This window comes from Rosenbergiella nectarea (assembly GCF_900111105.1).
Lineage (GTDB): Bacteria > Pseudomonadota > Gammaproteobacteria > Enterobacterales > Enterobacteriaceae > Rosenbergiella > Rosenbergiella nectarea.
Window position 1 is genome coordinate 172,239 of record NZ_FOGC01000001.1, and the last position, 25,281, is coordinate 197,519.

The following is a 25,281-nucleotide window of genomic DNA, read 5'->3' on the forward strand; positions in this document are numbered from 1 at the left end:
TATTAATTGAAAATTTTTAAAATTAGGAAAGTATCTATGATCGAAATATTGGGAATGAAACCTAGGAATCATTACTTAGGTAATATGATTGAGGAAGAGATAAGTAAAATAGAGGGTACCAAAGGATATTACTATAGGGGGTTTCCTGTTATATCCCTCTCTGATAGCGGAATATCTTTAGATGGAATATTATGCTCCGAAAAACATGGGTTAATTATATTTCATTTCACAGAGGAAAGTGAAATAACTGATGATTACATTGAGTCTATCGATGAAATTCATATGAAATTTATATCTAAGATTTCAGAAGTAAAATCATTAACAAAAAATAGAATGTTGAACCTTCCTTTAAACAGTATAGTTTTTTGCCCTAACTCTAGTAACCACGAAAATATCGATTTTGATGAAGGACTTTTTTTATCAGATAGAGCAGAAGTTATTTCAGAATTTATGAGTTCAATTAATTGGGGGGATGGTGGGTTATTAGAAACCTTATTATCCAACATCCAATCATTATCTAAGTTGAAGTCTAAGAAAAAACGGTTTTATGTCAAGAAAAATGATTCGAAGGGAAGTGTGTTAAAAAGGTTAGATAGTTCCCTTGCAACACTGGACTCCAGTCAAACAACTGCTGTTCTTGTTAATATAGATGGTGTCCAGAGAATTAGAGGGCTGGCGGGTTCAGGAAAAACAATTGTTCTAGCTAGAAAAATAGCACATATCCATTCACAAAATCCTGATTGGAAAATAGCTGTAACGTTCAACAGTAGATCGCTAAAAGAACAATTAAAATTTTTGATAACAGCATTTTCAGGTGAAGATGGAGTTGATTGGGATAACGTTGAGATAATACATGCTTGGGGAGGAACAAAAATACATGGTATGTATTATAAAGCATGCCTTCTGCATAATGTACCTTTTTATGATTTTGGCGAATCTAAAAGTTTAATGGAAGAAGGTGATACTCCATTTCAAGCTGTTTGCAGGAATTTTCTAGAAGCTAAAAAAGAAGATATACCATTATATGATTTTATATTAGTGGATGAGGCACAAGATTTTTCTGTAGAATTCCTAAGAATCTGTTACAGCCTTTTAAAAGATGAAAAAAGATTAGTCTATGCTTATGATGAATTACAAAACTTAGGTGACCAATCCATGCCATCTCCTGAACAAATATGGGGTAAGAAAGAAGATGGTACACCAGTAGTCTCATTCACTTCTGAAGAACAAGACATAACTTTAGATATTTGTTACCGAAATCCTGGACCTATTCTTACTACAGCTCATGCCTTAGGATTTGGTATCTACCATACTCCTATGATCCAAATGTTTGATTTTGAGGGGTTGTGGACAGAAATAGGTTATCAAAAAATTGATGGTGAATTGGTTGAGGGCAAGGATGTAATTCTTTCAAGAACTCAAGAATCAAGCCCATCTTTATTAAGTTCGCATAATTCAATTGATGAAATGATTAATTTTAATAAGTTTGTTAATAAAATTGATCAATCTAATTGGATTGCTCAGCAAATTATAAAAAATATAAAAGAAGAAGAGCTCTTACCAAGTGATATTGTCGTTATTCACCCCGATACTATGCGGATGCGTAAGGAAGTTGGTTATTTAAGAGATCTCCTTTTTAATAATGGTATTAATAACTCTATTGCAGGTATAACTAGCTCACCTGATGAGTTTTTCTCTGATAACTCTGTAACATTTACTTCAATATTTAGAGCTAAAGGTAATGAAGCAGCTATGGTTTATATAATGGATGCTGATTATTGTAACGTTGACTATGAACTATCAAAGAGAAGAAATATCCTTTTCACGGCGATGACTAGAACAAAGGCATGGTTGAGAGTCTGTGGAATAGGTCAATTTTTCGATGGTTTGGTAACAGAATTCGAGACGGTTAGAAATAAAAACTTCTCATTGGACTTTCGTTATCCAACTGCAGAAGAACGCGATAAAATGAAAGTCGTTAATAGGGATATGACTGTTCATGAAAGGAAAAGGGTAAGTGCAGCTAAGTTGAATGCTCAAAATCTTAGTAACTTACTTGATGGGCAAGTCAAAATTGAAGACATTCCTGAAGACTTGAGGAACGCCTTAATTAGAAAGCTAACTGGTGGATAATGTATGACACCTAGAGAAACTGTGATGTCTATCAATAAAATTTCATCTTATTTGATTAGGGAAGGTTTTAGTGATAGCCAGAATTACCCTCGGCTTTTAGAAGATAATAGGAATTTTTATGTTGATTACTCGGGGTTTTCAGATATTTCAAAGTCTTTAAAAAATATTGATTATACTGAAATATATGATTATTTAGACGAGAATAATCAATATAATTTCAAGCTAATTGATGGTGCATTAGTTCATTTACTCTACACTTTCGATAAATCAACAGGTTTTTCTAAACAACGCCTATGCTACTTTCCTGCGCCTAACTTTGAACCATTTCAGAATGATCCAGAGTTATATCTTGATGAAGGAAATATGTATGCTGATGTTGTCAATAGATCGATTTTACCAGTACCTATTAGAGTAGATTTTGCACCTGATGATGGTAAGGAGATAATTCATCCTATTTCACATCTTACTTTAGGACAGTATAAAAATTGTAGGATACCGATGACTTCTCCTTTATGTCCTGTGACATTTATGAAGTTTATTTTAAGTTCATTCTATGGTGCAGCTTTTTTTGAAAGCAAATTTTCTTTATCGCATCATCTATATGACCATACCATCTTTCCAAGTGAAAGAAATGTGCTCCATTTGTCAATTGAATAACATACATATCAAATTGACTATTCGTTGCATGTTGAGATTAAGAGTGTGCAGTGCACACGCCCGCCCGCCTGCGCACTTCACTTAACAATGCATTTTTCATGCACCTGTGATTTTATGCTAAAGCCCATATATCAAGGGCTATAGAGAGAATTTGAGTGCATGAGACTCATGCATTTTCATGCAGCATAGACATGCACTCAAGAAAAAGAACGCTAGCCAGAAAAAGGAGGTGTAAAAAAGCCCAACTTAATTGGGCGTGGAAGATAGTGAGAGGCAGGCTGGAGGCTCATTAATTAGGTTTGAGCGTGTCGGTCGGGCAACGTGAATGATGAGCCATAACGGCGTAATGATTGACCTTTACGCATCTGCATTTTTGTTTCCTCGACTGTTTGCTCCTCTATTAGCCGTTCTGGTTTGCTGATAATTTTCTCTACATTTTCTAAAGCCGTAAATGTGCAGGAGCAATCGAGGTTTTTGCATTGGTAATAAATCCGCTTCACCGAATCAGATAGATACTGACTTGATCGGCAATGCGATATTTGTAAACAAAAGGGGCACTTTATCGCCATTATTTGCCACCTTGCTTCTTCGCTTCTCTACGAGCTCTGATTTTACTTCTTGCCGCAGGCGTTCCGCCCTTACGATAGTCATAATGCGAAGCGGATGCGGGGTAATGACCTACTAAGGTAAACGCAGGGTCATTTGGTAACTCGTCATTACTAAATACTCGTGATAAAACTTCATTTTTGACGAAATTAGTCAATGCGGTTTTCTCGTCATAATGGTTTTCAGTCGAATCCCGTAACGTCTCATTCATTAGAGTGAGTAGCTGTGTTAATTGCGCCCCATGCTGACTCATAAACTCGGCCCAGAGCTGGTTGGCCCGAATTCGTTTAAAATGTCTGTGTGCACCAATATATTCGAATGCTCTATCGGCAGTATCCCAAGGGATAGTCTCGATTTCTTCCTCAGTAGTTGAAATAAGTTCGTCAAATACCTCTAACGATTCGCGATCTAAGGCTACCTCCGAGCGGAGTGCTCGCATTTCTTTTGTCATTTCACCTTCGTTGGCGCGGAACAACTCATGCCAGCGTTTGTTTTGCGCCTCAGCATTCGCAGCCGCCTCATTACGACGGGCTTTAATTGTGTCCACGCGGGCAGTCGCTTTACTTTCAATTGCTCGGGCGGCTAACCATGCGCTCTTTGTCTTTTCAACATCTGCAATGGCGTTTTGTGTCGCGGCGGGTAAATAATTAATGAGGTCGTTTTGTGGGGTGCTCATGGTCATGCTCCAGTCAGTTTACTTTGTGTAAGTTAATTGTGCTGGAGCAGGCACAAAGGTTCGAGCAGATGAAATTGTATCATCGATAAAACAATTCCCTTTCTGGCTAGCCAAAAGAAGGTGCTCAAGGGCTTAATCAATTTAAAGTTTAACTATAATTGTTCACCATTGTTCACCTTTAAAGAAAAGATATTAAATACATATAGTTATAGGGTGAACAATTAAAAATAATCCTTCACCCATTGTTCACCACTCTTCACCCTCAATTATTTTCATTGCTTTGGGTAAAGGAATTATTTTTAATCTTTTTTCTTATATAAAAATCAATATTAATCACTTTATATCATTAGATTTTTCCGTAATGTCAGCGATTTGGCAAACACTGTCAAACCTTTGGAAACCTCATAAAACCTCAGGCCAAAATCAGTTTTTTTCAAGTGTTTTTTTCTAGTGACTCACACAATCCGACCTTGTTGCTTTCCCTTTAAATATGCTGAAAATAAAGAGCTACCAGATGCTAGGGAGATGTCCTTAGCACTTACTAGACGATTACGAGGTAGCTCATGTTAGGACAATCATCGCCGTCATTTTCAACTCCATTACCTGCAATTCCCTTGCCTTCACCCGTGCAAGAACGCTTCATGCGTTTACCCGAAGTTATCCGTGTCAGCGGCCTTTCTCGTGCCACGATTTACGAGTTAATGCGCAAAGACGCTTTCCCGCAAAACGTATCGCTCGGCGGTCGCAATGTTGCTTGGCCTGAAAGCGAAATCAATGCGTGGGTAAAAACGCGTATGGCTGCACGCACTCAAGGAGGCACGCAATGATTACGTTATTTATTGATAACCAGACACACAAATTGTCGCTTGAAGAAGCAAAAAATCTCGCCTTATCAATTGCCCATGAGGTAGATGGTACTGGCGGCGTTCAAACCTTTAATACTCAATCACACCGTTTTTCCGTCAAACGCTCTAAGGATGTCGAGGCATCCGCAATGCCGGACTCAACTGACTTAACGAACTGTTGAGGTAGCAATGACCTCATTGATTTCATTCCTCGGCTTGCACGCCGAGGATGTTCTCTGCTACAGTATTTTCACTGTCGCAAAATCGATAGTCGGGCGTAGGAACCCGTGTAACTCATTGGTGACACCAGACGCGCCATGCGTCTTTTTTTGTGTCTATGCCTTAGCGCACCTTATTTTTAGACCGCAAGTAAACTGCTGTCTGAGCAAAATTATGGTGGCTCGGGCGGGGCAGTCTTCGGACTGGCCGGTATCCATTGAGGCCGGTATTCCTACCCCCGTTCGAGTCACCACCAATGAGCGTAGGAACTCCGGTGGTGGCAATAATCGCTACTCAATGGAGATTGTCGCTATGGCTAACCCTTCCGTATTATCACACCCGAATTTTATCTTTGTCTTTGCCGCTATTCGTCGAATCGATACCCAAGCTCGCGTCTGTATGCTTCGCATTACTGCCTGTGATGAACGTAGCGCCCGTATGCAGCTTGTGCGTGAATACGTTCTGTCGTTGGCCGCCCGTTTGCCTTTATCGGGAGGTATCGCATGAGTCAGCACATCCTCTCTACTCGTGATTTAGTGTGCCTTGAGCATATCCGCAATGCAGGGCGCTTTATTAACGAAAGTATCGTCGAGCAAGAAGCCCAGCAAATCTCTTCCCCGTTACAGCGTAGCCAACTGGCCTCGCTCATTTTCCTTATGACTGAACAGTTAAATGGCGTGGTGACGCGCTGCCATGATAATTGGATGAATGAAGAGGTGAAATCATGAAAGCACAATCTCCTAATACAGCATTACAACTGGCGTTAACCCGTCGTGCCGTGGCCTGTGCGTGGTTAACTGTTTGTCATGAACAACAGCGCTATCTTCGCCTTACCCTTGTGCGTCTTGAGTCTTACATTGAAATGGAACTCGAGAACTTCTATCTGCGTCAATACGGCGTGGAACAAGGCCAAGAGATTGCCTGTGCGTTCTTGAATGATTTACTGGTGACAACGCCTGTTAACGCTACGCCCTGCCTGAGTTTTCTTGGCAATGTTGTGATGGATGAGTTAAGCAGCCGCATTAACCCTGCACCTGTGACCGTTCACTAAGGAGAAGACAGATGAAAAACTTTGTATCGGAAACCGCGAGTGCGGCACGGGGTAGCTGGGCGCAGGTTTTCCCTGCGTTGGGCTTAAATCTTATTAAAAATCGCCATACTGAATGCCCGTTATGTGGCGGTAAAGACCGCTTTCGTTTTGATGATGAAGGCGAGCGTGGAACGTGGATTTGTAATCAGTGCGGTGCGGGCGATGGGCTGGAATTAGCCTCTAAATACCTGAGTGTTAATATTACCGAAGCTGCCCGCCGAGTGAGAGAGGTTATTGGTGAGTGTGAAGCTAATCCTACAACCATAATGCCCACACCTACTCACGATAAAGCGCAATTACAGGCGCAAGCGGCAACGATAGCGCAGGAGATTGTGAGTAGTGCTATTGAGTCGGAGAATAGCGCTTATTTAACGCGCAAAGGCTGGCAATCAGTCGTCAGTTTAACATTGACTAAAGCGCAAAAAATCGCCCTCACCCAGTATCGTCGAGGGGATTTGATTATCCCTCTGCACAATATGGACGGTGAGCTAGTTAATGTTCAGTTGATTAACACTGAAGGTGAAAAACGCACCTTAAAAGGCGGTCAAATTAAAGCCGCAAGCCACATCTTAGGTGCCGACAAGCCCGCAAAACGTATTTGGCTGGCTGAGGGCTATGCAACGGCGTTAACCGTGCACAAGCTCACAGGCGAACAAGTGTGGGTCGCGTTCTCGTCTGCCAACTTCCTTTCTCTGGCTAGCTGCATTAAAGAAAAGCACCCAACGCTACCGCTGATTATTGCCGCTGACAGAGACTTGAACGAGGTAGGACAGCAGAAGGCTCAAAAGGTGGCGGACGAGTTTAACGCTATGCTGGCATTGCCACCGTTATTTGGTGATTGGAATGATGCCTATATTGAGAACGGTGCTGAGAGGACGACACAGGCATTACGTCAGGCTATTCTCACTCAAAAGCAAAGCCCTTTTGAAGTCATGAGTTCTTCGGAGTTTACTGCGATGAGTGTTGATGCGAAAGCCACAGCCATTGCAGAGCATTACCACAATAACCTTGCGATTGATGAAAGTGGCGAGATACTCAGCCGCTATGAAGGGGGCGCATGGAAAGTGATTACCGGAAATCAATTTGAACGCGATGTTGTGCAACTCTATCAAGCGATTGGCGCATCGTTCTCAGCAGGTAAAATTTCTGCGTTGATTAGTACGCTAAAACTCATTCTACCTCAGCAGAAAGCCCCTTCACGCCAACTGATTGGCTTTCTTAATGGTGTCCTTGATACCCAATCCGGCACATTCAAACCGCATCAGCGTCAAAACTGGTTGCGTACCGTCAATAATGTCGCCTACACCACGCCATTACCCGAAGAGTCGATAGAAAGTAATGCGCCTCATTTTTGGAAATGGTTAAACTTCGCCGCCGCAAACAACACAGTTAAGCGTGATGTTATTTTAGCGGCCTTATTTATGGTGCTCGCTAACCGCTATGATTGGCAGTTATTCCTTGAGATAACGGGACCAGGCGGCACGGGTAAAAGCCTGTTAAGTGAAATAGCCACTATGCTGGCAGGTAATGACAACACCTTCTCAGCAAAAATCGAAAACTTGGAGCTATCGCGCGAACGTGCGCCAATCGTGGGGCGTTCACTCATACTGTTACCTGACCAAGAGAAATGGTCAGGTGATGGCGCAGGGATTAAAGCGATAACAGGGGGCGATGCCGTGTCGGTTGACCCTAAATATAAAGATGCGTATTCCGCTCACATTCCAGCGGTTATCATCGCCAGTAATAATAACCCGATGCGATTTACCGATCGCAGCGGAGGTATTTCACGCCGTCGAGTGATATTACATTTCGCACAGATAATTCCTGCCCGCGAACGCGATCACCAACTCGCCGACAAAATCCGTGAAGAGCTACCTATCATCGTTCGCCAGCTAATGAAACGTTTTGCTGATCCCAATCAAGCAAAAACCCTGTTACAGAATCACCAAAACTCACCGGAGGCGATAGGCATTAAGCGTGAAGCCGATCCAATGGCTGATTTTTGCGGCTACCTCTTTTCTACGCCGGAAGCAACTGGGCTTTATATGGGCAATGCGAGTATTAGACCGATGCAGCCAAGACGCTACCTCTATCACGCTTACTTAACCTTTATGGAAGCGAATAACTTTCGTAATCCGTTAAGTATGAAGAGTTTTAGCCAAGCATTAGAGAGTATCTTGCGCGAATATGGGTTTAAGTATGTTAGTCGCCGGACAAAGAACGGTATACAGACGAATTTAGACCTGAAAGAAGAGAGCAACGGCGATTGGCTGCCGAAATGCGATGAACCCATGTTGTAGTATCTGAACCGGCGAAAGCCGGTTTTTTTTACCTGCTTTAAAAGGTGTAGGATGATTGTTCACTCTTCACCTCATTGTTCACCCTTTAACGTCATGAAAAATATGAATAAATCACCAAAGGTGAACAGTGTGTAGGATTTTTCATAAAAAAAACTAATTTTTTTATTTTTTCTATCAAAACACATATCCGGTATTTGAAATTGTCTTCTCAAATGGGATTCAAGCTAATAGGTCACATTTGTTATAAGAAAATTGCAGGGGGCACATTAAGGGGCATATAAAAATAAAAAGAAATTAAAATCGGTTAAATACATATACTTAACCTGTTTTATGAGTCCGGCCTTCGCACCAATCACTCTTCCGGCAACGTCCGAGAAAGTCAAAAAAATCATTTTAAATCATATATTATCATCAGTTCCTCGCCTGAGTATGTCCGAGAAGTTCCGTTGCAATCCAGACCCTTCTGGGGGCATATTAACTTCGATGGCAAATGTGCCCCCAAATGAAGCTGAACGCCAGACAGGTAGAGACTGCAAAGCCAAAAGATAAGGTTTATAAATTAGCTGATGGTGGAGGGCTATATCTTGAGGTATCAGCGAAAGGTTCTAAATATTGGTGTATGAAGTATCGCCGCCCAACTGATAAAAAAGAAGATCGCTTAGCTTTTGGGGTGTGGCCTGTTATTACGTTCGCGCAAGCACGAGCGAAACGAGATGAAGCTAAAAAATTAATCAGTCAGGGTATTGATCCCCAAGCAGAACAGAAAGAGGCTCAATCTGAAAACTCTGGTGCGTATAAGTTTGAGACTATTGCCCGAGAGTGGCATGCCAATAATAAGTGATGGAGCAGTGGCCATAGCGCCCGCGTTTTGCGATATTTAGAGTTATACATTTTTCCGTTTATCGGCAATGAAGATGTACGCCTACTCAAGACAAGCCATTTATTAGCGCCAATAAAAAAGTTGATGCCAGTGGTAAACATGATGTCGCACAGCGTTTACAGCAAAGAGTGACGGCAATAATGCGCTATGCAGTACAGAATGACTATATCGATTCAAACCCTGCAATGGACATGGCTGGCGCATTGACTACAACCAAGGCTCGCCACTATCCAGCTTTACCCTTCCACAGATTCCCAGAGTTTTTAGAGAGGCTTGCCCGATACAGAGGTCGCAAGATAACTCGTATTGCAGTTCAGCTATCACTTCTAACCTTTGTAAGGTCTAGCGAGCTTAGATTTGCTTGTTGGTCTGAATTCGATTTAGAGCGTGCGTTATGGCGCATTCCTGCAAAGCGTGAAGAAGTGGAGGGTATTCGCCATTCTCACCGTGGGATGAAAATGAAGGAAGAGCATATAGTCCCTCTTAGCACACAGGCCCTCGCTATACTCTATGAGCTTAGACAGATTAGTGGTGATAACCCTCGTTTATTTTCGGGGGATCATGATGCAAGAAAAGTGATGAGCGAAAATACGGTTAATACTGCGCCTCATACAATGGGTTACGACACCAAAACCGAAGTTTGCGGACACGGTTTTAGAACTATGGCGAGAGGAGCTATAGGGGAATCAGGTTTATGGACTGGTGACGCTATAGAGAGGCAACTCAGCCATACGGAACGCAATAATGTTAGAGCGGCTTATATTCATACTTCTGAGCATTTAGAAGAACGCGTTTAATGGTGCAGTGGTGGGCTGATTATTTATCCAGTATTACAAATAAATACTTAACGCCTTACGAATTTGCAAAAAAAAGCGCGTAACTGGTTTTGTACCGTCCTTTTCAGTTTATTATTGTGTAGATAATCCTACAAGCCCTAGGGCATGAATTAGGTAAGTAAAGGCGTTAGTTTTGTCCTGACCGCGGCACAATTAACGCTTATTCTTATTCACAGTGAGAAATTATATGAGCAAAACCCTCAATGGCGTTCCTGACGCTTCCGCCCTTGTCGAGGGTGTTAGCGCTACGGAGTGCTTTACATTTGGTGATCCCATTCCAGTACTCGACAGAAGAGAGTTACTTGATTACGTCGAATGCGGGCGATATGAGCATTGGTATGAGCCACCTATCAGTTTTGACTGGTTAGCCCGCACATTCCGCAGCGCCGTGCATCACAGCTCACCGATTCAAGTAAACGTAATATTTTAATCGGACTAACTAACCAGCCTTTAGAATTTTTTCACATGAAAGGAGATTATGCCTAGAAAAAAGATTTCAAGATGCCTATTAATTTTTTTAAAAAAAACCTTCAAATTCCCGATCAAAATCAATGAAGTGCCAAAAAAAGTTCGTAGTATGTTTGACTCTGAATAGATAAAGGATGAAAAAATGCTAGGACCAGAAAAAGGAATGCTGACATTCAAGGCTGAAGGCAATAATTTAAAATCAAGTAGGGATTATTCAAGAATCATACACTGGCCTGGAAGCTCATTATCATGCAAAAAGAATAACTCAGGGGTCACTATTGGTAGAGGGTTTGATCTTGGTGATAGAACAAAGGTAGAGGCATTAATAATTTTAAAAAAAGCGGGGATAGAAAAAGAAAAAGCAGAATTCATAGCTGAAGGTGCGAAATTAAAAGGATGTTTAGCTAATAACTTTGTTGCTAACCAAAGGAATGCTATTAATGAAATTACGGAAAGGCAGCAATTAAATTTATTAATTATAAACTACAATGAATCAAGAAAAGACGTTGAGAGAATATGTAAAAGTATATTCACAATACAAAAGTACCACTCAAAACCTAATACATCACCAGCTGAAGCCTGGGGTAACATCCCAGATAAAATAAAAGAAGTACTAGTAGACTTACGCTTCCGTGGTGACTACAGCAAAAGAACCAGAAAGTACATACAAAAATTGGCATACGATGGAGACATAAAAGGATTCGGGAAAGTGATCTCAGATAGGAAAGTTTGGGTTGAAGTTCCGTATGACAGGTTCAAAAGAAGGATTGATTTTTATGAAAATGAATAATGCGATTCTCTTTTTGTTAATATATTCGTTTAATGTTTGTGCAGCTTTTACAGAACCAGAAATGAGTCAATTAGCAGAGATAAATAAAAATTCCATTGAAAAAACAAAAAGGGAGAAAAAAAATCTCGAATTGATCATAATAAAAACAATAAAAAACCTCCCAGAACAAAAGAATAAAATAATTGACCTGAATAAATCATGGAGCGAAACCATTAATAAAAAATGTAAGCTTTCAATATTTGAGTCAATAAATACAGACGCAGAAATAGCAGAGGAAAACTTATGTTTATACTCTGAATACAAATTAGAAGCGGATTTCTTTGACGGTTTGAATTATTAATTGACAATGTGAGGTGCGTGAAAAACATCTCATGATTTTTGTAAAAATACCACTTACTTTCTCAATGCTGTCAGGGTGTAATAGGTTATTGTTAGGTTTTCGATGGAAAAGGTTATCGAGCTTCGATAAATGGACATCATCAGATTGGATACACTATCAGGATAGGTGGTTTTAAAACTAAACAGACAAATCATAGTTGGTAACGGCATTTCTTTTAATCTAAATTCGAGTGTGGGGGATTAGATGAATAACAGGAAAACTGTTTAAATACCTAAGATATCTGGAAGGCCATTTAAATATATTACAAGTACCGCCCAAATGCTTTATAAAAGATTATATGCGTAATCCATTATAACTATACGTCTTCCGCTCTTAAAACCGCTAAAAATGACTTAGATGAATTCTGATGCCATGAATCGTTATATATCCAACTGAGTAGCCGCTGATTCCATAACTGTATGACAACAAAATATCAAACTATAATATGGCCTTACACCTGCGTTTTCTGCGGAGCGTCAAATCCGGCGCTTTACCCCTCTGCGCCCGCCCGCCTGCGCACTTCACTTAATAATGCGTTTTTATGCTAAAGCCCATATACCAAGGGTTATAGAGAGAATTTGAGTGCATGAGACTCATGCGTTTTCATGCAGCGTAGACATGCACTCACGAAAAAAATGCTAGCCAGAGAAAGGAGGTGTAAAAAAGCCCAATTTATTTGGGCTTGAGGAGAGAATGAGAGTCAGAATTGATACCCATTAGATTAGGTTTGAGCGTGTCGGTCAGGTAAATTGAATGATGACCCGTAACGGCCTAATGATTGGCCTTTGCGCATCTGCATTTTCGTTTCCTCGACTGTTTTCTCCTCCGTTAGCCGTTCAGGCTTGCTGATAATTTTCTCTACATTTTCCAAAGCCTTAAACGTGCAAGAACAATCGAAATTTGTGCATTAGTAATAAATCCGCTTCACTGAATCAGATAGATACTGGCTTGAACGGCAATGCGCCATCTGTAAACAAAAAGGGCACTTTATCGCCATTATTTGCCTCCTTGCTTCTTCATTGCTCTGCGAGTCTTGATTCTACTTCTTGCAGCAGGTGTTCCCCCTTTATGAAAGTCATAATGAGAAGCTGACTCAGGGTAGTGGCCTACTAAGGTAAACGCAGGGTCGTTTGGTAACTCGTCGTTACCAAAGGCTCGTGACAAAATTTTACTATTAACAAAATTGGTTAACGCGCTTTTACTGATCCTGAATTAAGTCAATTGGCAGGAATAAACCAAAAATACATTAAGGAAGCTAAAGATTCTAAACGCCTGTTAGAAGAAAAAAATACAAGAGACAATTGCAAATCTCCCAGAGCAAAAGAGCAAGGTAGTCAACTTGAAAAACTCATGGAATAACACAATAGTGAAAATGTCGTCTTTTTATAGTTTAATCACTCAATGCTATCGTTGATAGATACCAGTGAGTAATCCTTTTTTCAGTAGTGAGCGACGTATAGGACAGTTTACTTATTAATAATAACGATGATATTGATAAGTTTAAACAATCCCTCAAAACTCTCTCTCAACAATCAAGTACCCATTGAACCTTACAGAGCACTCATATTTATTTTGTAGGCTAGAAGTAATGAAAGTGTTTTTTTGATTTTTTTCATTTCTATAGATATATTTTGCAATGATTACTTCGGTATTGTCTGTAGAGTAACCTTCGATATAATTATTAAGACTGAGTATATGAGTGTTCAGTTTTTTATAGTCCTCTTTGGCCAGTTGCTCAGCATAAATTTTCGTGATAGGTGATACTGAAATAACCTCAACGCTGACATTTTTCTGGATAATCTGATCTCTACTAATATTCATATCCTCAACGATTGCGTCGGTTAACCCTATATACATCGAGGCACCGATTTTAGCGCAGCCAACATTGTTACTGGCGACTGATTGGGTGGATAACATTACTAAAAGCAGCCCAATAAATTTATTCATTACTCAACCTCTAATAAATTATCATTACTGTCAGTTAATAATTTTCTAAAAGCAAAATCCAAAATAATACACCCCTCCGAAGCTTCGCCAGGATGTTTTTGACTGTCACCGTGAATCATAAAACCGCTTCGACCACACATCTGATTGGAGGGTGAAGGCGTCAGTCTCAACGTCAAACGGCCTGTTTTGGGGTGATGGAAAGGTTTACCAATGGTATAAGTGCCTTTAGGAATGGGGCCTTTTGCTTTCACACATTGGTTGTCACTATTATCTTGGTAGCCGGGACGGCCTGAATATCTTGCTGAAAACCGGTAATATCCATTAAGAAAAAACTGCTTAGTACTGACTCGATATAACCATGCCATAACGTTATCCCTATCATTTGGGGTATCATCAGGGTGTTATATAGCGTAGATGTACTATTGTATATTTGAATATTTTCGAAGTACGATTATTTATTGGACTTAATCTTAATAGCTAAAATGTTATTGCTATTAATCTCGGAAAGTAGTGTAAGTGAGATAGTTATCTATATAGATCAAGGATAGAAAGTCTTCAAAAAATCCTGTTTATCCATTCGATGATATCTTGAGCTTCTTTCGTTATTTAACCTACTGCTGACAAGTATATGTTCTTCCCAGTATCTATGTTTTTTTCTTCAATATTAATAGTAACTGAGTATCCACCCTGCAAATAACCTGCTCCTTCAATGGGCAACATTGCTGGCTGAAAAAAAGAGAATTGCTTCATCATAATCCCCTGACTTCGTTCACTATAGAGAGTAATGAAGAATTTATCGATAGGACGTTTATCGATAAGATAAATTTTTTGGATAAAACGATCAGGGAAGGGGTAAAGATTGTGGGTGAAGTATCGCCCAGTAAATATAAGCCATGATGACTGACTTCACTGGGCGATAAGTGGGTAACTTATTTATTCAATAACTCATTACGCACAATAGCCGCACCGGCACTTAACGCACGTAACTTCGCATTGGCGACGTCACGAGACAGAGGCGTCATTCCGCAGTTGGTGCTAGGGTAAAGCTTATCTGCATCAACAAATTGTAGGGCTTTACGCAGTGTTTCGGCCACTTCTTCTGGCGTCTCGATAGTATTAGTCGCGACATCAATGGCGCCGACCATTACTTTCTTACCACGAATTAATTCGATTAACTCCATCGGTACTCGGGAGTTCTGACATTCCAGAGAGACGATATCGATATTCGATTGTTGTAACTTTGGAAAAATCTCTTCGTATTGACGCCATTCTTCACCGAGAGTCTTTTTCCAATCGGTATTTGCCTTAATACCGTAGCCATAGCAAATGTGGACCGCCGTCTCGCATTGTAAGCCTTCGATCGCTTTCTCCAACGCGGCAATACCCCACTCGTTGACTTCATCGAAGAACACGTTAAACGCAGGTTCATCGAACTGGATGATATCGATACCCGCCGCTTCCAGTTCTTTCGCTTCTTGATTCAGAATCTTTGCGAATTCCCATGCCAATTTTTCACGGCTCTTGTAATGCCCATCATAGAGGGTATCAATCATGGTCATTGGACCAGGGAGTGCCCATTTAATCGGCTTATCAGTCAGCTGACGTAAGCGTTTCGCATCTTCAACAAATACCGATTTAGGACGAGAAACGGGGCCGACCACGGAAGGAACGCTCGCTTCGTAGCGGTTACGGATTTTGACGATTTCGCGTTTTTCAAAATCAACGCCGTCTAAGTGTTCGATAAAGGTCGTCACGAAGTGTTGGCGCGTTTGTTCGCCATCACTGACAATATCAATACCAGCGCGCACTTGGTCATCTAAACACAGGCGTAACGCATCATTTTTACCATCAACCAGCTCTTGGCCTTCTAGCTTCCAAGGCGACCATAATTTTTCTGGCTCAGCAATCCAAGACGGTTTTGGTAAGCTGCCCGCTGTGGAGGTAGGTAATAAAATTTTCATAACAGGTGACCTTATCGTTTTGATTTATTAGTAAGCTTGCTGAGCTGACCATTGTTCGAGTTGTGCTTGGTTAGGTTTAATAAAATGTTCTTCAGTAAATTTACCTTGCTCGGTCGCCAAACGCGTACGTTCTTCACGGTCATATTCAATCACCGTTAATGAGTGATCTTGATGATTCAATGCCGGTTGATAGCATAACCCTGCCGGTGAATTGGCATTATAAATTTCTGGGCGATAAATTTTCTGGAACGTTTCCATGGTGCTAATGGTACTAATAAGCTCAACGTTGCTGTAATCGCTGAGTAAGTCACCGTGGAAATAGAAAGCCAGTGGCGCAACGCTGTTGGCAGGCATAAAATAACGCACCTTCAGCCCCATCTTGCCGAAGTAATCATCGGTTAACGACGGGTTATCTTGTTGGTACTCGATTCCTAGTATGGGGTGAATATTACCGGTACGGTGATAAACATTCTTACTGGAAACACTTAAACAGATAACGGGTTGTTTACTAAAATGCTGCGAATAGGTGTCAGAATTAACGAATGCTTTAAAAATATTACCGTGCAACACACCGTAATTCTCGGGAATTGAGAACTGGGCTTTGTCTTTATTAAATTCTGGCAGTACGACGCTAAAATCGTAGTCGCGCACATAGGAAGAGAAGTTATTCCCTACAATGCCTTCAATACGCTGTCCGGTTTCGGTGTCCACAACTGTGGTTTTTAAAATCTCGATCACCGGGAAACTCTCTTGACTGCTGGCATTGATTTTCATGCCGACTGAAACAATTTCCAGCTCAACCGTGTAACGGTCTGACTTTGGGTTATCCCATGTCGCCAATGAATTAAAACGGTTATTAATCATCGTTAATGCATTACGAAGATTCTGCTGGCGTTTTTCGCCGCGGGCAAGGTTAGCGAAATTGGTGGTGATACGCGTACTTGCTGAGGGATTGTAATGCTCATCTAACTTAAGGCTACTGATACTGAAGGAAAATGCGTTATTCATTATTATTGGTATCCTAATTCTGTTGTGATGCCTGATTCGCACGCTGACTATAATTATTTTCTAAGCGCGTTGAGTTCAGTGAAACATACTGTCTGTCGCCAATGACTTATTTATGCCAGAGTCGAGACGACAGGGGAAGTGACTTAATTTCACTTCTGTATGAGTCATCTTCATGTTGTTGCATGTTTAGAAGGGGATAAGAGGATTGTGGTGTGTTGAACTGATATAACTCTCTGTTCTTAAAGTTTATTATGGTTTTTTTACCGTATGAGAATAGTTCATGCGTCAGCCACCACCCTAGGCGGTCCGACTACTCAGCTCATCGCAACAGCCTCTACCCGGGCCGGTTTCTGTAAAAAAGTATCATGACGACGCTTCATGTTGAGAATAAGCCAGAATACCTCGCGATAGAGATGGTTAAGTGGGCAGTGTATTTCTGGCGGTGCGAGGGTTCTATGCTTTCACTATGCGGTTAGCCAACTCACGTCTTGCTGCTTGAGCAAGAAAATGGCTTCTATCTTTATAATCTAAACGATGTCCGGCAACAAAACCGTCGATACGTTTTACGAGAATATCGGGTAGCGTAATATTAAGTCGCTGCTGCTTGCCTTCGAAAAGAGATAAGTCGATGTCGAGCATAAACCATGTCTCGCAGTGACGGTAATCGACAGATTTTGAATAAGATGCTACGCCATCATCGGTAATCTCCTCGATGGAATAGGTGCCTGCTAGCATTATTTCTTCGATAATAGTCAGGATAGCTTCTCTTGCCATAACCGGAATATCCGCTTGTTCATCGGCAGCAGAGACGCAACCGTAGCCGTACTTATCGAAAGTGGGAATAGACAGGCCATATGCAGTATTTGCTTCGTGAGGTGTTTCGATACCGACTGTAAAAAACATCTTTTACCTCCATTGATTACAGGGATTAAATGCCTGCCATTCTTCTGATTGAGTTGATTGTTCCTGGCGGGAGATTTTTCTTTGGATGCGGCACTGGGAACGTTTTCCCGGTTATCGGAGACCACCAAATCTGATGACTTCCACCGTTATGTCGTTTCAGCTTACACCCCACTGTCATTAATTCCTTTATTAGCTCAGCGGATTTCATTTCTTCTCCCTACTCTTAATGAGTATACACACATATGTGTGTATAAAAAGTGTTTTGACTGATTTTATGTGTAGGATCAAGATTGTCTGAGCGTCTAGCAAAGTGGTTACTGTCTAATTCAGAGGGTGTTCACAGTTTTATTTTTAGCATCAACGGATGGCTGAATTCCGGCGAGAACTGCATCTGGCTATTGCCGCTGAGCGGTTACTCACAGATGCACTGATAACTTTTAATGTGTTATCAATAGTGTGAGTAGGGTAAGCCCTCAATAGCAGCGAAAGCATAGCGTAGTAGACATTCATAATGTGGCCGTAACGAAATCGCAGGTGTGACGAGTGACCTCATCAGTGACCCCGCGCAATGAGTGTTATCTCCATCAAAATAGTTAATGTTAAGGACCAACATGACGCGAGTTAACGTATTTCAGCAACCGATTGGTGAACCGGTAGAGAATTGGCAAGGGGCGCAACTCCCGAGTAAGACAGTGATCGATGGCCACTACTGTCGGCTCGAACCGATTAGTGTCGCCGCACATAGCCAAGAACTGTTCGACGCATTGAGGCAAGCAGAGGATGAACGGGATTGGACCTATTTACTCTCTGGACCTTTTCGTGATCTGGCGGAGTATCAAACCTATCTGGCTCGTTTGGAAACACTCAATGACCCTTTGCATTACGCGATTGTCGATTTAAGTACGCAACAAGCGGTGGGAAGTATTGCGCTGATGCGTATTGATGCTCAGCAAGGTGTGATTGAAATTGGTCATGTTACATATTCACCGCAGCTTAAACGTACGCGATTAGCGACAGAGGCTATCAGCCTATTGTTGCATTACACCTTGGGCGAACTCGGTTACCGGCGTGTGGAATGGAAATGTAACGCTCATAACCATCCGTCACGTGCTGCAGCATTGCGATTAGGCTTTAGTTACGAAGGGCTTTTTCGACAAGCCATGGTGGCACGGGGCCACAACCGTGATACCACTTGGTATTCTATTATCGATAGCGATTTTCCCGCCTTACAGGTGGCTTACCAGCAGTGGCTGGCACCAGAAAATTTAGATAAGCAAGGGCAACAGCGACAGAAGCTTGGCGAGTTAATCGAAACTCAGCGTCGTGCCGCAATTAACCCGTGAGTGAGCTATCGCCATTGGTTTTTCGCGCGAAGCAAATCGCTTCGTGATGGGTATCTGCCCATTCAACCAGTTGTCGCAGAGGCTGTAGGAAAGATTCACCCAGTGCAGTGAGCCGATACTCGACCCGTGTCGGCACCTCTGCGAAAACGGTGCGGGAAATGTAGCCGTCAAACTCTAACCTTTTTAAGGTTACCGTCAGCATCTGCCGTGAGATATCGCCAATTTCGCGATGCAGCGCATTAAAGCGATACGTTTCATTCGCCAAGGATTCCAAGATCAGTAAACTCCACTGGTCACCAATACGATCTAATACATCACGAATCGGGCAAGGATGTCCAAATTCCGCATACTTATTTGCCATAACACTACCTTCCTTCTGCTGAGGCAGTCAGTTTACCCTGACTTAGGGTCAAGAGGGCAACCTCTTGCAAAGATTTCAGCGGCACAGTAGCATTAATTTATCTGGTCTACAATTAAGACCTGGTCTTCATTCTATCAAGGGGGTTATCATGGTTTCTGTAGCAGTCGTTGGGGCGTCAGGTCAGGTAGGTTCACGTATTGTTAAAGAATTATCACAACGCGGCCACAAGGTGACGGCAATCGCTCGTCAGCCTGAGTCTATTCCAAACTTGCCGAACGTCTCGGTGGTAAAAGGAGATATTACTGATACCCAAGTCTTTATTGACACGTTAGCGGGGCATGAGGTTGTGGTCAGTGCAGTGAAGTTTGCCCAGGTGTCACCGGAAACGCTGATCGATGCGGTAAAAGCCTCTGGTGTATCGCGTTATCTGGTGGTCGGCGGTGCCGGAAGTCTCGAAGTGGCACCAGGCCAGTTGCTTATCGACCAACCTAATTTCCCCGAAGCCTATCGGCAGGAAGCCCGCGCCGGACTCGATTTTTTGAATCGTTTACGTGAAGAAAAAACATTGGATTGGACTTTTATCTCGCCGTCGGCGTTGTTCGAGGCGGGGGAGAGAACGGGCAACTTCCGTTTAGGCCGGGATACATTATTAAGTAATGAACAGGGTAGTCGTATCTCGTACGAAGATTATGCAACCGCTCTCGTCGATGAAATTGAACACCCAGCACATTCGCGTCAACGTTTTACTGTCGGTTATTAAGTTAGGGGCATCATTATTCATAAAGCTAAAACGTTACTCCTGACGGCAGTGACCGACGTTTGTGCCCGAGCTAACCATAATTGGCTCGCGGTAGGGTAGAGGATGGTAACGAGCCCCATTAGTAGGATCAGTAGCGATGAACACAAGAATACAGGGAGATTCACGCGTACGGGGGAGGTCGATTTAACAGGGGGATTGAGTCGCGCCATACATTTTCCTGAGTCAATTTTTAAACAAAAATGAAACATTAATTTAACTTTCGGCGATTATGGGTTTATTTGATTAATCGTTCAATTAAAAAAATCAGTTTTAAGAGGTCGGTAGCAAGATTTGGCGGCTCGTTAAAATTCTGGCTTAGTCACAGTGTGAAGAATCTTCATCATCGATATTTCGGTTTAGTGCGCTAATCGACAGATTAAAATGGAAATTCCCTATTTGATAACTCCCTTATTCATTTCAATAAGGTGGCAAGCATGACGCTGTCTACTCACTCCTGCGTAGTGAAAGGAAAACATGAGGTCGAAGTTATTAGTCAGAGAGTGACTTATCAAGGAGAAGGAACCTTGGTAAAAATTTCGCGTGGTGTAATTTGTGGTTCAGATCTGCACTATTATCAGCATGGGAAGGTCGGCAACTATGCCATTCAGATGCCGATGATCCTTGGCCATGAAGTGATCGGAACGGTAGAGAAAACCAACATCTCTGTACTTAAGCTTGGACAAAAAGTCGCGATCAATCCGTCAAAAGCCTGTGGTGAATGCCAATACTGTTTAGCCGATGACACGAATCAGTGCCTAGCGATGCGCTTTTTCGGAAGTGCAATGATGTGTCCAGATGTCGATGGGGGGGGCACCCAATATAAAATTGTCGACAGCGCGCAGTGTGTTCCCTTCGAGTCTTCGCTCGACGACCGGATCATGGTGTTCGCTGAGCCTTTAGCAGTTTGCCTGCATGCACTGAATCAGGCCGGTGGCGTTGCGGATAAGCGTGTTTTTGTATCCGGTGTGGGGCCAATTGGATGTTTACTGGTCGCGGCGGCGAAGGCGAGTGGTGCTAAAGAGATTATCTGCAGCGATATTAGTGCTCGTGCGCTGGCGTTAGCTGAAAATTTGGGGGCATCTGTAACCTTATTGGCTGACGATGAGATGATGTTTTATCGTGCTCAAAAAGGGTTCTTCGACGTGAGCTTTGAAGCGTCAGGCCATCCCAGTGCTTTAACTCGCTGTATCGATGTGACCCGGGCAAAAGGTTGTATTGTCCAAGTCGGTATGGGTGGCGATATCCCACAATTTCCGATGATGACAGTTATCGCTAAAGCGTTGCGTATCGTCGGGACCTTTCGTTTTACACATGAATTTACCACGGCAGTTGAATGGCTGGCGAGTGGCACAATTAATCCCCTAGCCCTGTTTAGCGGTGAGTATAGCTATCGAGAGGTCGACGAAGCCCTGCAATTCGCCGGGGATAAACAACGCGCATCGAAGGTCCAGTTAGTTTTCTGATGTTAACACCGTGTCGGGACGACTAAAGGCTTAAGCTAAAGGCCATCGCGCCCCCGCATTCCACCAAAATAATAATTTAATAAGGTAGGTTATATGCCTATTACCATCATTGCCCTGGGTGTTTTACTGTTACTCGTATTAATGATTGTCTTTAAGGTGAATGGTTTTCTTGCGTTAATCTTTGTCTCTGCCGTCGTCGGGATCGCTGAAGGGATGACGCCACTGCAAGTCATTGCTTCTATTCAAAAAGGCGTAGGCAGTACCTTGGGTGGATTAGCGATGATTTTAGGCTTCGGCGCCATGCTGGGTAAATTGGTTTCTGATACCGGTGCTGCGCAACGTGTTGCGATGACCTTGATCGATGCCTTTGGTAAACAGCGCGTTCAGTGGGCGATGATGGTGACGGGACTTATTGTCGGTCTGGCAATGTTTTATGAAATAGGTTTCGTTTTATTGCTGCCGCTGGTTTATACCGTGGTGGTAGCAGCAGGTATCCCACTCCTGTACGTTGGCGTTCCTATGGTCGCGGCTTTATCCGTGACACACTGTTTTCTTCCCCCCCATCCCGGCCCGACTGCGATAGCCACCATTTTTGGTGCTAATCTAGGCATAACGTTACTCTATGGCATAATTTTAACGCTTCCTACCGTCATCATTGCTGGACCGGTCTTCTCTAAATTTCTTAAGAAATTTGAAAAGTCACCACCAGAGGGGCTCTATAATACCAAGATATTTACCGATGTTGAGATGCCAGGATTCTGGACCAGTATTTTTGCTGCGGTGATCCCTGTTGTACTTATGGCCTTGGCCGCCGTATTCGAGTTGACGGTGGCTAAAGAGAATCCGGTTCGTCAGTTTTTTGAATTTATTGGCAATCCTGCCGTGGCATTATTTATCTCGGTCATTATTGCCGTGGTGACACTTGGCCTACGCAATGGACGTAAGATTGACGAGGTGATGGAGATGTGCGGCTCGTCGATTGCGGCGATCGCCATGATCGTGTTCATTATCGCGGGGGGTGGGGCATTCAAACAGGTATTGGTCGATAGCGGGGTGGGTGAATATATCGCGCAGATGATGCGTAATTCTTCGCTTTCACCACTACTGATGTGTTGGACCGTCGCGGCTATGTTACGTATTGCTCTGGGATCCGCCACCGTTGCTGCCATTACGACAGCGGGAATTGTGACCCCGATTATTGCGGTAACCCATACCGATCCAGCCTTAATGGTACTCGCAGTCGGTGCTGGCAGCGTCATCGCATCGCATGTTAACGATCCAGGATTTTGGCTATTCAAAGGGTATTTTAACCTGAGTGTAGTGGAAACCCTGAAAACATGGACAGTGATGGAAACTATTATCTCAGTTGTTGGGTTAGCGGGCGTGTTAATTCTTGAAGTCATTGTGACATAGAAAAGAGACATCGCGAGGCGTGGCTGGCTTCTCGCGATGGTTTACGGGTCAATGGAACAGCGCACCACGAGATAAATAGAGTGTTACTGCTAGGCAGTCTAGAAAGATGGTAAGAAAAAATAGGCTTAAATCCTTATATACTATTGTAGTAAATATTAATGATAATCAATCACTACTTATCAATGAGTTAAATTATGAACTATTAATAAAAATAGGCAGTAATAACCTCGATAATAGTACGGCGTACAGATTTTCTCATCGATAAGGATAAATATATTTTTATATTTTAAAGAGGTTATTTGATATGCCGTTCCCTATCAAAGGGGCTAGGTTATAAATTTCGGTTAGTTTTATAGAAAATTGATATTCATGCTGTTTTAGCTTGAGAGGGGGTGTTTCATTCCTAGGGGAAAAAGTTGGGGATTATGTTATTGATAAAAAATAAAAATAATTAAATTTTTTGATAAATAAAACTTGGATAAAAATTCGAGATGGAAGATTTCTTTCTGAATGTGAATATCCAGAGGAAGGAAATCTTGACATTGACACTACCTCAAAAACGGTCATTTCTATAAGATTTTTTCTTGAATTGTTTGTACCCCATCTTTTTTTTTTTCAATACGTGATATGATGGCGAACAAGTGTCGGTAGTTATACTGGCGAATAATTTTCACGGTTAAGATGAGTGAGTAATGAAGTTAACTTTAGGGTATCTTATTGATTTAATATCAGTTATTACTGAGAAAGAGTTGAAGGTCAGGTATAAAAGTAGTTTCCTCGGTTACCTCTGGTCGATGGCCAATCCATTGCTTTTTGCAATGATCTACTACTTCATATTTAAGTTGGTGATGCGGGTTCAAATTCCGAACTATACGCTTTTCCTGATAACTGCCCTGTTCCCATGGCAATGGTTTACGAGTGCAGTAGGCAACTCATTGTTTTCCTACATTGCGAATGCGCAGATAATAAAAAAAACCACTTTTCCACGTTCGATTATCCCCTTTTGTAATACGTTTATGGAATTTCTGCATTTCCTTTGTACCATACCGGTCATTGTGGTTTTTCTTTATATCTATGGTATGTCGCCCTCCTGGAGCTGGTTATGGGGTATCCCATTGATCGGTATGGCGCAAATGATTCTCATTTTCGGATTATCATTGATGCTTTCATCGCTAAATCTTTTTTTCCGAGATCTGGAGCGTTTTGTGCCGCTCATTTTAATGTTGATGTTTTATTGTACACCAATTCTCTATTCGGCGGACTTGATCCCTAAAGAGTACCATTGGCTCATTACTGGTAACCCGATGTCAGTCATTATTTTAGCTTGGCGTGATCTCTTTATGCATGGAGTGTTACGAACTACTGACTTGTTGACGATGTATGCCATTGCCATTCCAGTTTTACTTTTAGGGACCTTTATTTTTAACAAACTAAAATTCCGTTTTGCGGAGATTCTGTGATGACTGTTATCGAATTTATAAACGTTACGAAATCTTATCCTCTCTATCATCACATTGGCTCAGGGGTAAAGGACCTTATTTTTCACCCTTATAGAGCGATGAAGTTACTCAAGGGTAAGCAGTATAAAGCGATTGAAAATATTAGCTTTACTATTGAAAAGGGTGAAGCAGCAGCCTTAATTGGTCGTAACGGAGCAGGTAAAAGTACTTCTCTTGGCTTGGTGACAGGAGTCATTAAGCCAAGTCAAGGAAAAGTAACCACTGTTGGACGAATTGCATCAATGTTGGAACTAGGCGGTGGGTTTCATTCGGAGTTAACAGGTCGCGAAAATATCATCATGAATGCAACCTTAATGGGATTGCGTAAAAAACTAGTGATGGAAAAGCTCGACGCTATTATTGAGTTTTCTGAGTTAGGCGATTTTATTGACGAGCCTATTCGCGTTTACTCAAGCGGAATGTTAGCTAAACTTGGCTTTTCAGTTATCAGTCAAGTGGAACCGGATATCCTTATCATCGACGAAGTATTAGCCGTTGGGGATATAGCCTTCCAAAAAAAATGTATCGATACAATACGTGCATTCAAAGAGAATGGGGTGACTATTCTTTTTGTAAGCCATAACACATCTGATGTAGAAAAAATTTGTGACAAAGTTATCTGGATTGAAAATCATAACTTAAAAGAAATTGGTCCTGCCAGTCAGGTTATCCCCAAGTATCGTGCACAGATGGTATAGAGATTAT

At 42.0% G+C, this 25,281-nt stretch carries 27 protein-coding genes and 2 pseudogenes; 18 read left to right on the plus strand and 11 right to left on the minus strand.

Going from position 1 to position 25,281, the window contains the following annotated elements; translation table 11 throughout:
* The first annotated feature begins 36 nt into the window (after positions 1-36).
* Positions 37-2,133, plus strand: coding sequence for a DEAD/DEAH box helicase (locus BMX14_RS00845; RefSeq protein ID WP_092671364.1), 2,097 nt, complete (start codon positions 37-39; stop codon positions 2,131-2,133).
* 3 nt (positions 2,134-2,136) lie between these two features.
* A complete protein-coding gene (locus BMX14_RS00850) occupies positions 2,137-2,790 on the plus strand; it encodes a DUF2290 domain-containing protein (RefSeq protein ID WP_092671367.1) in 654 nt (217 codons plus the stop codon).
* Positions 2,791-3,083: 293 nt separating this feature from the next.
* Here the strand turns inward: BMX14_RS00850 and BMX14_RS00855 are convergent, their stop codons facing one another.
* Positions 3,084-3,359 (minus strand): ogr/Delta-like zinc finger family protein, encoded by a 276-nt coding sequence (locus BMX14_RS00855; protein ID WP_092671370.1) that lies wholly within the window; start codon positions 3,357-3,359, stop codon positions 3,084-3,086.
* Positions 3,359-4,072: a phage polarity suppression protein gene (locus BMX14_RS00860; RefSeq protein ID WP_092671373.1), complete on the minus strand. Its 714-nt coding sequence runs from the start codon at positions 4,070-4,072 to the stop codon at positions 3,359-3,361. The genes BMX14_RS00855 and BMX14_RS00860 overlap by 1 nt, the downstream gene beginning before the upstream one ends.
* A gap of 563 nt (positions 4,073-4,635) precedes the next feature.
* On the opposite strand from BMX14_RS00860, the gene BMX14_RS00865 reads away from it, so the two are divergent.
* The 10 genes and pseudogenes from BMX14_RS00865 to BMX14_RS00910 all read left to right on the plus strand — a co-directional run bounded on the left by BMX14_RS00865 (position 4,636) and on the right by BMX14_RS00910 (position 11,840).
* Positions 4,636-4,899 (plus strand): helix-turn-helix transcriptional regulator, encoded by a 264-nt coding sequence (locus BMX14_RS00865; RefSeq protein ID WP_092671376.1) that lies wholly within the window; start codon positions 4,636-4,638, stop codon positions 4,897-4,899.
* The gene (locus tag BMX14_RS00870) at positions 4,896-5,099 is read left to right on the plus strand and encodes a hypothetical protein (RefSeq protein WP_092671378.1); all 204 of its coding nucleotides are present in this window, start codon (positions 4,896-4,898) and stop codon (positions 5,097-5,099) included. The genes BMX14_RS00865 and BMX14_RS00870 overlap by 4 nt, the downstream gene beginning before the upstream one ends.
* A 7-nt stretch (positions 5,100-5,106) precedes the next feature.
* The gene (locus tag BMX14_RS00875; RefSeq protein ID WP_092671381.1) at positions 5,107-5,643 is read left to right on the plus strand and encodes a host cell division inhibitor Icd-like protein; all 537 of its coding nucleotides are present in this window, start codon (positions 5,107-5,109) and stop codon (positions 5,641-5,643) included.
* Entirely contained in the window at positions 5,640-5,864 is a 225-nt protein-coding gene (locus BMX14_RS00880; RefSeq protein ID WP_092671384.1) for a hypothetical protein, read from the plus strand. Before BMX14_RS00875 ends, BMX14_RS00880 begins: the two co-directional genes overlap by 4 nt.
* Positions 5,861-6,187 carry a DUF5375 family protein gene (locus BMX14_RS00885; protein WP_092671387.1) on the plus strand — a complete coding sequence of 109 codons (327 nt, stop codon included), beginning with the start codon at positions 5,861-5,863 and terminating at the stop codon, positions 6,185-6,187. Before BMX14_RS00880 ends, BMX14_RS00885 begins: the two co-directional genes overlap by 4 nt.
* 11 nt (positions 6,188-6,198) lie before the next feature.
* Positions 6,199-8,526, plus strand: a complete 2,328-nt coding sequence (locus BMX14_RS00890) for a primase-like DNA-binding domain-containing protein (RefSeq protein WP_092671390.1) — start codon at positions 6,199-6,201, stop codon at positions 8,524-8,526.
* 502 nt (positions 8,527-9,028) lie between these two features.
* A pseudogene (locus BMX14_RS00895) lies at positions 9,029-10,286 on the plus strand (tyrosine-type recombinase/integrase).
* A 143-nt stretch (positions 10,287-10,429) separates the two neighbouring features.
* A pseudogene (locus tag BMX14_RS16730) lies at positions 10,430-10,657 on the plus strand (phage portal protein); the annotation flags it as partial.
* Between the two features lie 195 nt (positions 10,658-10,852).
* A complete protein-coding gene (locus BMX14_RS00905; RefSeq protein ID WP_092671393.1) occupies positions 10,853-11,500 on the plus strand; it encodes a lysozyme family protein in 648 nt (215 codons plus the stop codon).
* Positions 11,487-11,840, plus strand: a complete 354-nt coding sequence (locus BMX14_RS00910) for a hypothetical protein (RefSeq protein ID WP_092671396.1) — start codon at positions 11,487-11,489, stop codon at positions 11,838-11,840. Before BMX14_RS00905 ends, BMX14_RS00910 begins: the two co-directional genes overlap by 14 nt.
* A gap of 946 nt (positions 11,841-12,786) precedes the next feature.
* Here the strand turns inward: BMX14_RS00910 and BMX14_RS17085 are convergent.
* From BMX14_RS17085 to BMX14_RS00945, 8 genes are all read right to left on the minus strand, one after another.
* The gene (locus BMX14_RS17085) at positions 12,787-12,876 is read right to left on the minus strand and encodes an ogr/Delta-like zinc finger family protein (RefSeq protein ID WP_329957783.1); all 90 of its coding nucleotides are present in this window, start codon (positions 12,874-12,876) and stop codon (positions 12,787-12,789) included.
* Between the two features lie 515 nt (positions 12,877-13,391).
* Positions 13,392-13,826 carry a hypothetical protein gene (locus BMX14_RS00920; protein WP_092671399.1) on the minus strand — a complete coding sequence of 145 codons (435 nt, stop codon included), beginning with the start codon at positions 13,824-13,826 and terminating at the stop codon, positions 13,392-13,394.
* Positions 13,826-14,191: a tlde1 domain-containing protein gene (locus BMX14_RS00925; protein ID WP_092671402.1), complete on the minus strand. Its 366-nt coding sequence runs from the start codon at positions 14,189-14,191 to the stop codon at positions 13,826-13,828. The genes BMX14_RS00920 and BMX14_RS00925 overlap by 1 nt, the downstream gene beginning before the upstream one ends.
* 241 nt (positions 14,192-14,432) lie before the next feature.
* Positions 14,433-14,576 (minus strand): hypothetical protein, encoded by a 144-nt coding sequence (locus tag BMX14_RS16505; protein WP_230527203.1) that lies wholly within the window; start codon positions 14,574-14,576, stop codon positions 14,433-14,435.
* Positions 14,577-14,755: 179 nt separating this feature from the next.
* Entirely contained in the window at positions 14,756-15,787 is a 1,032-nt protein-coding gene (locus tag BMX14_RS00930; RefSeq protein ID WP_092671405.1) for a methionine synthase, read from the minus strand.
* A gap of 27 nt (positions 15,788-15,814) precedes the next feature.
* Positions 15,815-16,795 carry a DUF1852 domain-containing protein gene (locus tag BMX14_RS00935; protein WP_092671408.1) on the minus strand — a complete coding sequence of 327 codons (981 nt, stop codon included), beginning with the start codon at positions 16,793-16,795 and terminating at the stop codon, positions 15,815-15,817.
* A gap of 453 nt (positions 16,796-17,248) precedes the next feature.
* Positions 17,249-17,698 (minus strand): type II toxin-antitoxin system HicB family antitoxin, encoded by a 450-nt coding sequence (locus BMX14_RS00940; protein ID WP_092671410.1) that lies wholly within the window; start codon positions 17,696-17,698, stop codon positions 17,249-17,251.
* Positions 17,699-17,723: 25 nt separating this feature from the next.
* Positions 17,724-17,906 carry a type II toxin-antitoxin system HicA family toxin gene (locus BMX14_RS00945; protein WP_092671413.1) on the minus strand — a complete coding sequence of 61 codons (183 nt, stop codon included), beginning with the start codon at positions 17,904-17,906 and terminating at the stop codon, positions 17,724-17,726.
* Between the two features lie 403 nt (positions 17,907-18,309).
* Between BMX14_RS00945 and BMX14_RS00950 the strand changes: the two genes are divergently transcribed.
* On the plus strand, positions 18,310-19,041 hold the full coding sequence (locus BMX14_RS00950; RefSeq protein ID WP_092671416.1) for a GNAT family N-acetyltransferase: 732 nt from the start codon (positions 18,310-18,312) through the stop codon (positions 19,039-19,041).
* Here the strand turns inward: BMX14_RS00950 and BMX14_RS00955 are convergent.
* A complete protein-coding gene (locus BMX14_RS00955) occupies positions 19,031-19,402 on the minus strand; it encodes a winged helix-turn-helix transcriptional regulator (RefSeq protein WP_092671420.1) in 372 nt (123 codons plus the stop codon). The genes BMX14_RS00950 and BMX14_RS00955 overlap by 11 nt on opposite strands.
* A gap of 148 nt (positions 19,403-19,550) precedes the next feature.
* Between BMX14_RS00955 and BMX14_RS00960 the strand changes: the two genes are divergently transcribed.
* The 5 genes from BMX14_RS00960 to BMX14_RS00980 all read left to right on the plus strand — a co-directional run bounded on the left by BMX14_RS00960 (position 19,551) and on the right by BMX14_RS00980 (position 25,274).
* The gene (locus BMX14_RS00960) at positions 19,551-20,162 is read left to right on the plus strand and encodes an NAD(P)-dependent oxidoreductase (RefSeq protein WP_092671423.1); all 612 of its coding nucleotides are present in this window, start codon (positions 19,551-19,553) and stop codon (positions 20,160-20,162) included.
* A 473-nt stretch (positions 20,163-20,635) separates the two neighbouring features.
* Positions 20,636-21,664 carry an L-idonate 5-dehydrogenase gene (gene idnD / locus BMX14_RS00965; protein WP_092671426.1) on the plus strand — a complete coding sequence of 343 codons (1,029 nt, stop codon included), beginning with the start codon at positions 20,636-20,638 and terminating at the stop codon, positions 21,662-21,664.
* Between the two features lie 93 nt (positions 21,665-21,757).
* Positions 21,758-23,077: a gluconate:H+ symporter gene (locus tag BMX14_RS00970; protein ID WP_092671429.1), complete on the plus strand. Its 1,320-nt coding sequence runs from the start codon at positions 21,758-21,760 to the stop codon at positions 23,075-23,077.
* A gap of 692 nt (positions 23,078-23,769) precedes the next feature.
* Positions 23,770-24,537 carry an ABC transporter permease gene (locus BMX14_RS00975; protein WP_092671432.1) on the plus strand — a complete coding sequence of 256 codons (768 nt, stop codon included), beginning with the start codon at positions 23,770-23,772 and terminating at the stop codon, positions 24,535-24,537.
* A complete protein-coding gene (locus BMX14_RS00980) occupies positions 24,534-25,274 on the plus strand; it encodes an ABC transporter ATP-binding protein (protein ID WP_092671435.1) in 741 nt (246 codons plus the stop codon). The genes BMX14_RS00975 and BMX14_RS00980 overlap by 4 nt, the downstream gene beginning before the upstream one ends.
* Positions 25,275-25,281 lie beyond the last annotated feature (7 nt).

What these genes read in the sequence shown, in the direction of transcription:
- BMX14_RS00890 (WP_092671390.1), top strand. Translation starts at nt 6,199, where the DNA reads ATGAAAAACTTTGTATCGGAAACCGCGAGTGCGGCACGGGGTAGCTGG.
- BMX14_RS00960 (WP_092671423.1), top strand. Translation starts at nt 19,551, where the DNA reads ATGGTTTCTGTAGCAGTCGTTGGGGCGTCAGGTCAGGTAGGTTCACGT.
- BMX14_RS00940 (WP_092671410.1), bottom strand. Translation starts at nt 17,698, where the DNA reads ATGTTTTTTACAGTCGGTATCGAAACACCTCACGAAGCAAATACTGCA.
- BMX14_RS00955 (WP_092671420.1), bottom strand. Translation starts at nt 19,402, where the DNA reads ATGGCAAATAAGTATGCGGAATTTGGACATCCTTGCCCGATTCGTGAT.
- BMX14_RS00935 (WP_092671408.1), bottom strand. Translation starts at nt 16,795, where the DNA reads ATGAATAACGCATTTTCCTTCAGTATCAGTAGCCTTAAGTTAGATGAG.
- BMX14_RS00865 (WP_092671376.1), top strand. Translation starts at nt 4,636, where the DNA reads ATGTTAGGACAATCATCGCCGTCATTTTCAACTCCATTACCTGCAATT.
- BMX14_RS00880 (WP_092671384.1), top strand. Translation starts at nt 5,640, where the DNA reads ATGAGTCAGCACATCCTCTCTACTCGTGATTTAGTGTGCCTTGAGCAT.
- idnD (WP_092671426.1), top strand. Translation starts at nt 20,636, where the DNA reads ATGACGCTGTCTACTCACTCCTGCGTAGTGAAAGGAAAACATGAGGTC.
- BMX14_RS17085 (WP_329957783.1), bottom strand. Translation starts at nt 12,876, where the DNA reads ATGGCGATAAAGTGCCCTTTTTGTTTACAGATGGCGCATTGCCGTTCA.
- BMX14_RS00970 (WP_092671429.1), top strand. Translation starts at nt 21,758, where the DNA reads ATGCCTATTACCATCATTGCCCTGGGTGTTTTACTGTTACTCGTATTA.
- BMX14_RS00860 (WP_092671373.1), bottom strand. Translation starts at nt 4,072, where the DNA reads ATGAGCACCCCACAAAACGACCTCATTAATTATTTACCCGCCGCGACA.
- BMX14_RS16505 (WP_230527203.1), bottom strand. Translation starts at nt 14,576, where the DNA reads ATGAAGCAATTCTCTTTTTTTCAGCCAGCAATGTTGCCCATTGAAGGA.
- BMX14_RS00975 (WP_092671432.1), top strand. Translation starts at nt 23,770, where the DNA reads ATGAAGTTAACTTTAGGGTATCTTATTGATTTAATATCAGTTATTACT.
- BMX14_RS00950 (WP_092671416.1), top strand. Translation starts at nt 18,310, where the DNA reads ATGACGCGAGTTAACGTATTTCAGCAACCGATTGGTGAACCGGTAGAG.
- BMX14_RS00905 (WP_092671393.1), top strand. Translation starts at nt 10,853, where the DNA reads ATGCTAGGACCAGAAAAAGGAATGCTGACATTCAAGGCTGAAGGCAAT.
- BMX14_RS00945 (WP_092671413.1), bottom strand. Translation starts at nt 17,906, where the DNA reads ATGAAATCCGCTGAGCTAATAAAGGAATTAATGACAGTGGGGTGTAAG.
- BMX14_RS00910 (WP_092671396.1), top strand. Translation starts at nt 11,487, where the DNA reads ATGAAAATGAATAATGCGATTCTCTTTTTGTTAATATATTCGTTTAAT.
- BMX14_RS00870 (WP_092671378.1), top strand. Translation starts at nt 4,896, where the DNA reads ATGATTACGTTATTTATTGATAACCAGACACACAAATTGTCGCTTGAA.
- BMX14_RS00845 (WP_092671364.1), top strand. Translation starts at nt 37, where the DNA reads ATGATCGAAATATTGGGAATGAAACCTAGGAATCATTACTTAGGTAAT.
- BMX14_RS00875 (WP_092671381.1), top strand. Translation starts at nt 5,107, where the DNA reads ATGACCTCATTGATTTCATTCCTCGGCTTGCACGCCGAGGATGTTCTC.
- BMX14_RS00885 (WP_092671387.1), top strand. Translation starts at nt 5,861, where the DNA reads ATGAAAGCACAATCTCCTAATACAGCATTACAACTGGCGTTAACCCGT.
- BMX14_RS00925 (WP_092671402.1), bottom strand. Translation starts at nt 14,191, where the DNA reads ATGGCATGGTTATATCGAGTCAGTACTAAGCAGTTTTTTCTTAATGGA.
- BMX14_RS00930 (WP_092671405.1), bottom strand. Translation starts at nt 15,787, where the DNA reads ATGAAAATTTTATTACCTACCTCCACAGCGGGCAGCTTACCAAAACCG.
- BMX14_RS00920 (WP_092671399.1), bottom strand. Translation starts at nt 13,826, where the DNA reads ATGAATAAATTTATTGGGCTGCTTTTAGTAATGTTATCCACCCAATCA.
- BMX14_RS00855 (WP_092671370.1), bottom strand. Translation starts at nt 3,359, where the DNA reads ATGGCGATAAAGTGCCCCTTTTGTTTACAAATATCGCATTGCCGATCA.
- BMX14_RS00850 (WP_092671367.1), top strand. Translation starts at nt 2,137, where the DNA reads ATGACACCTAGAGAAACTGTGATGTCTATCAATAAAATTTCATCTTAT.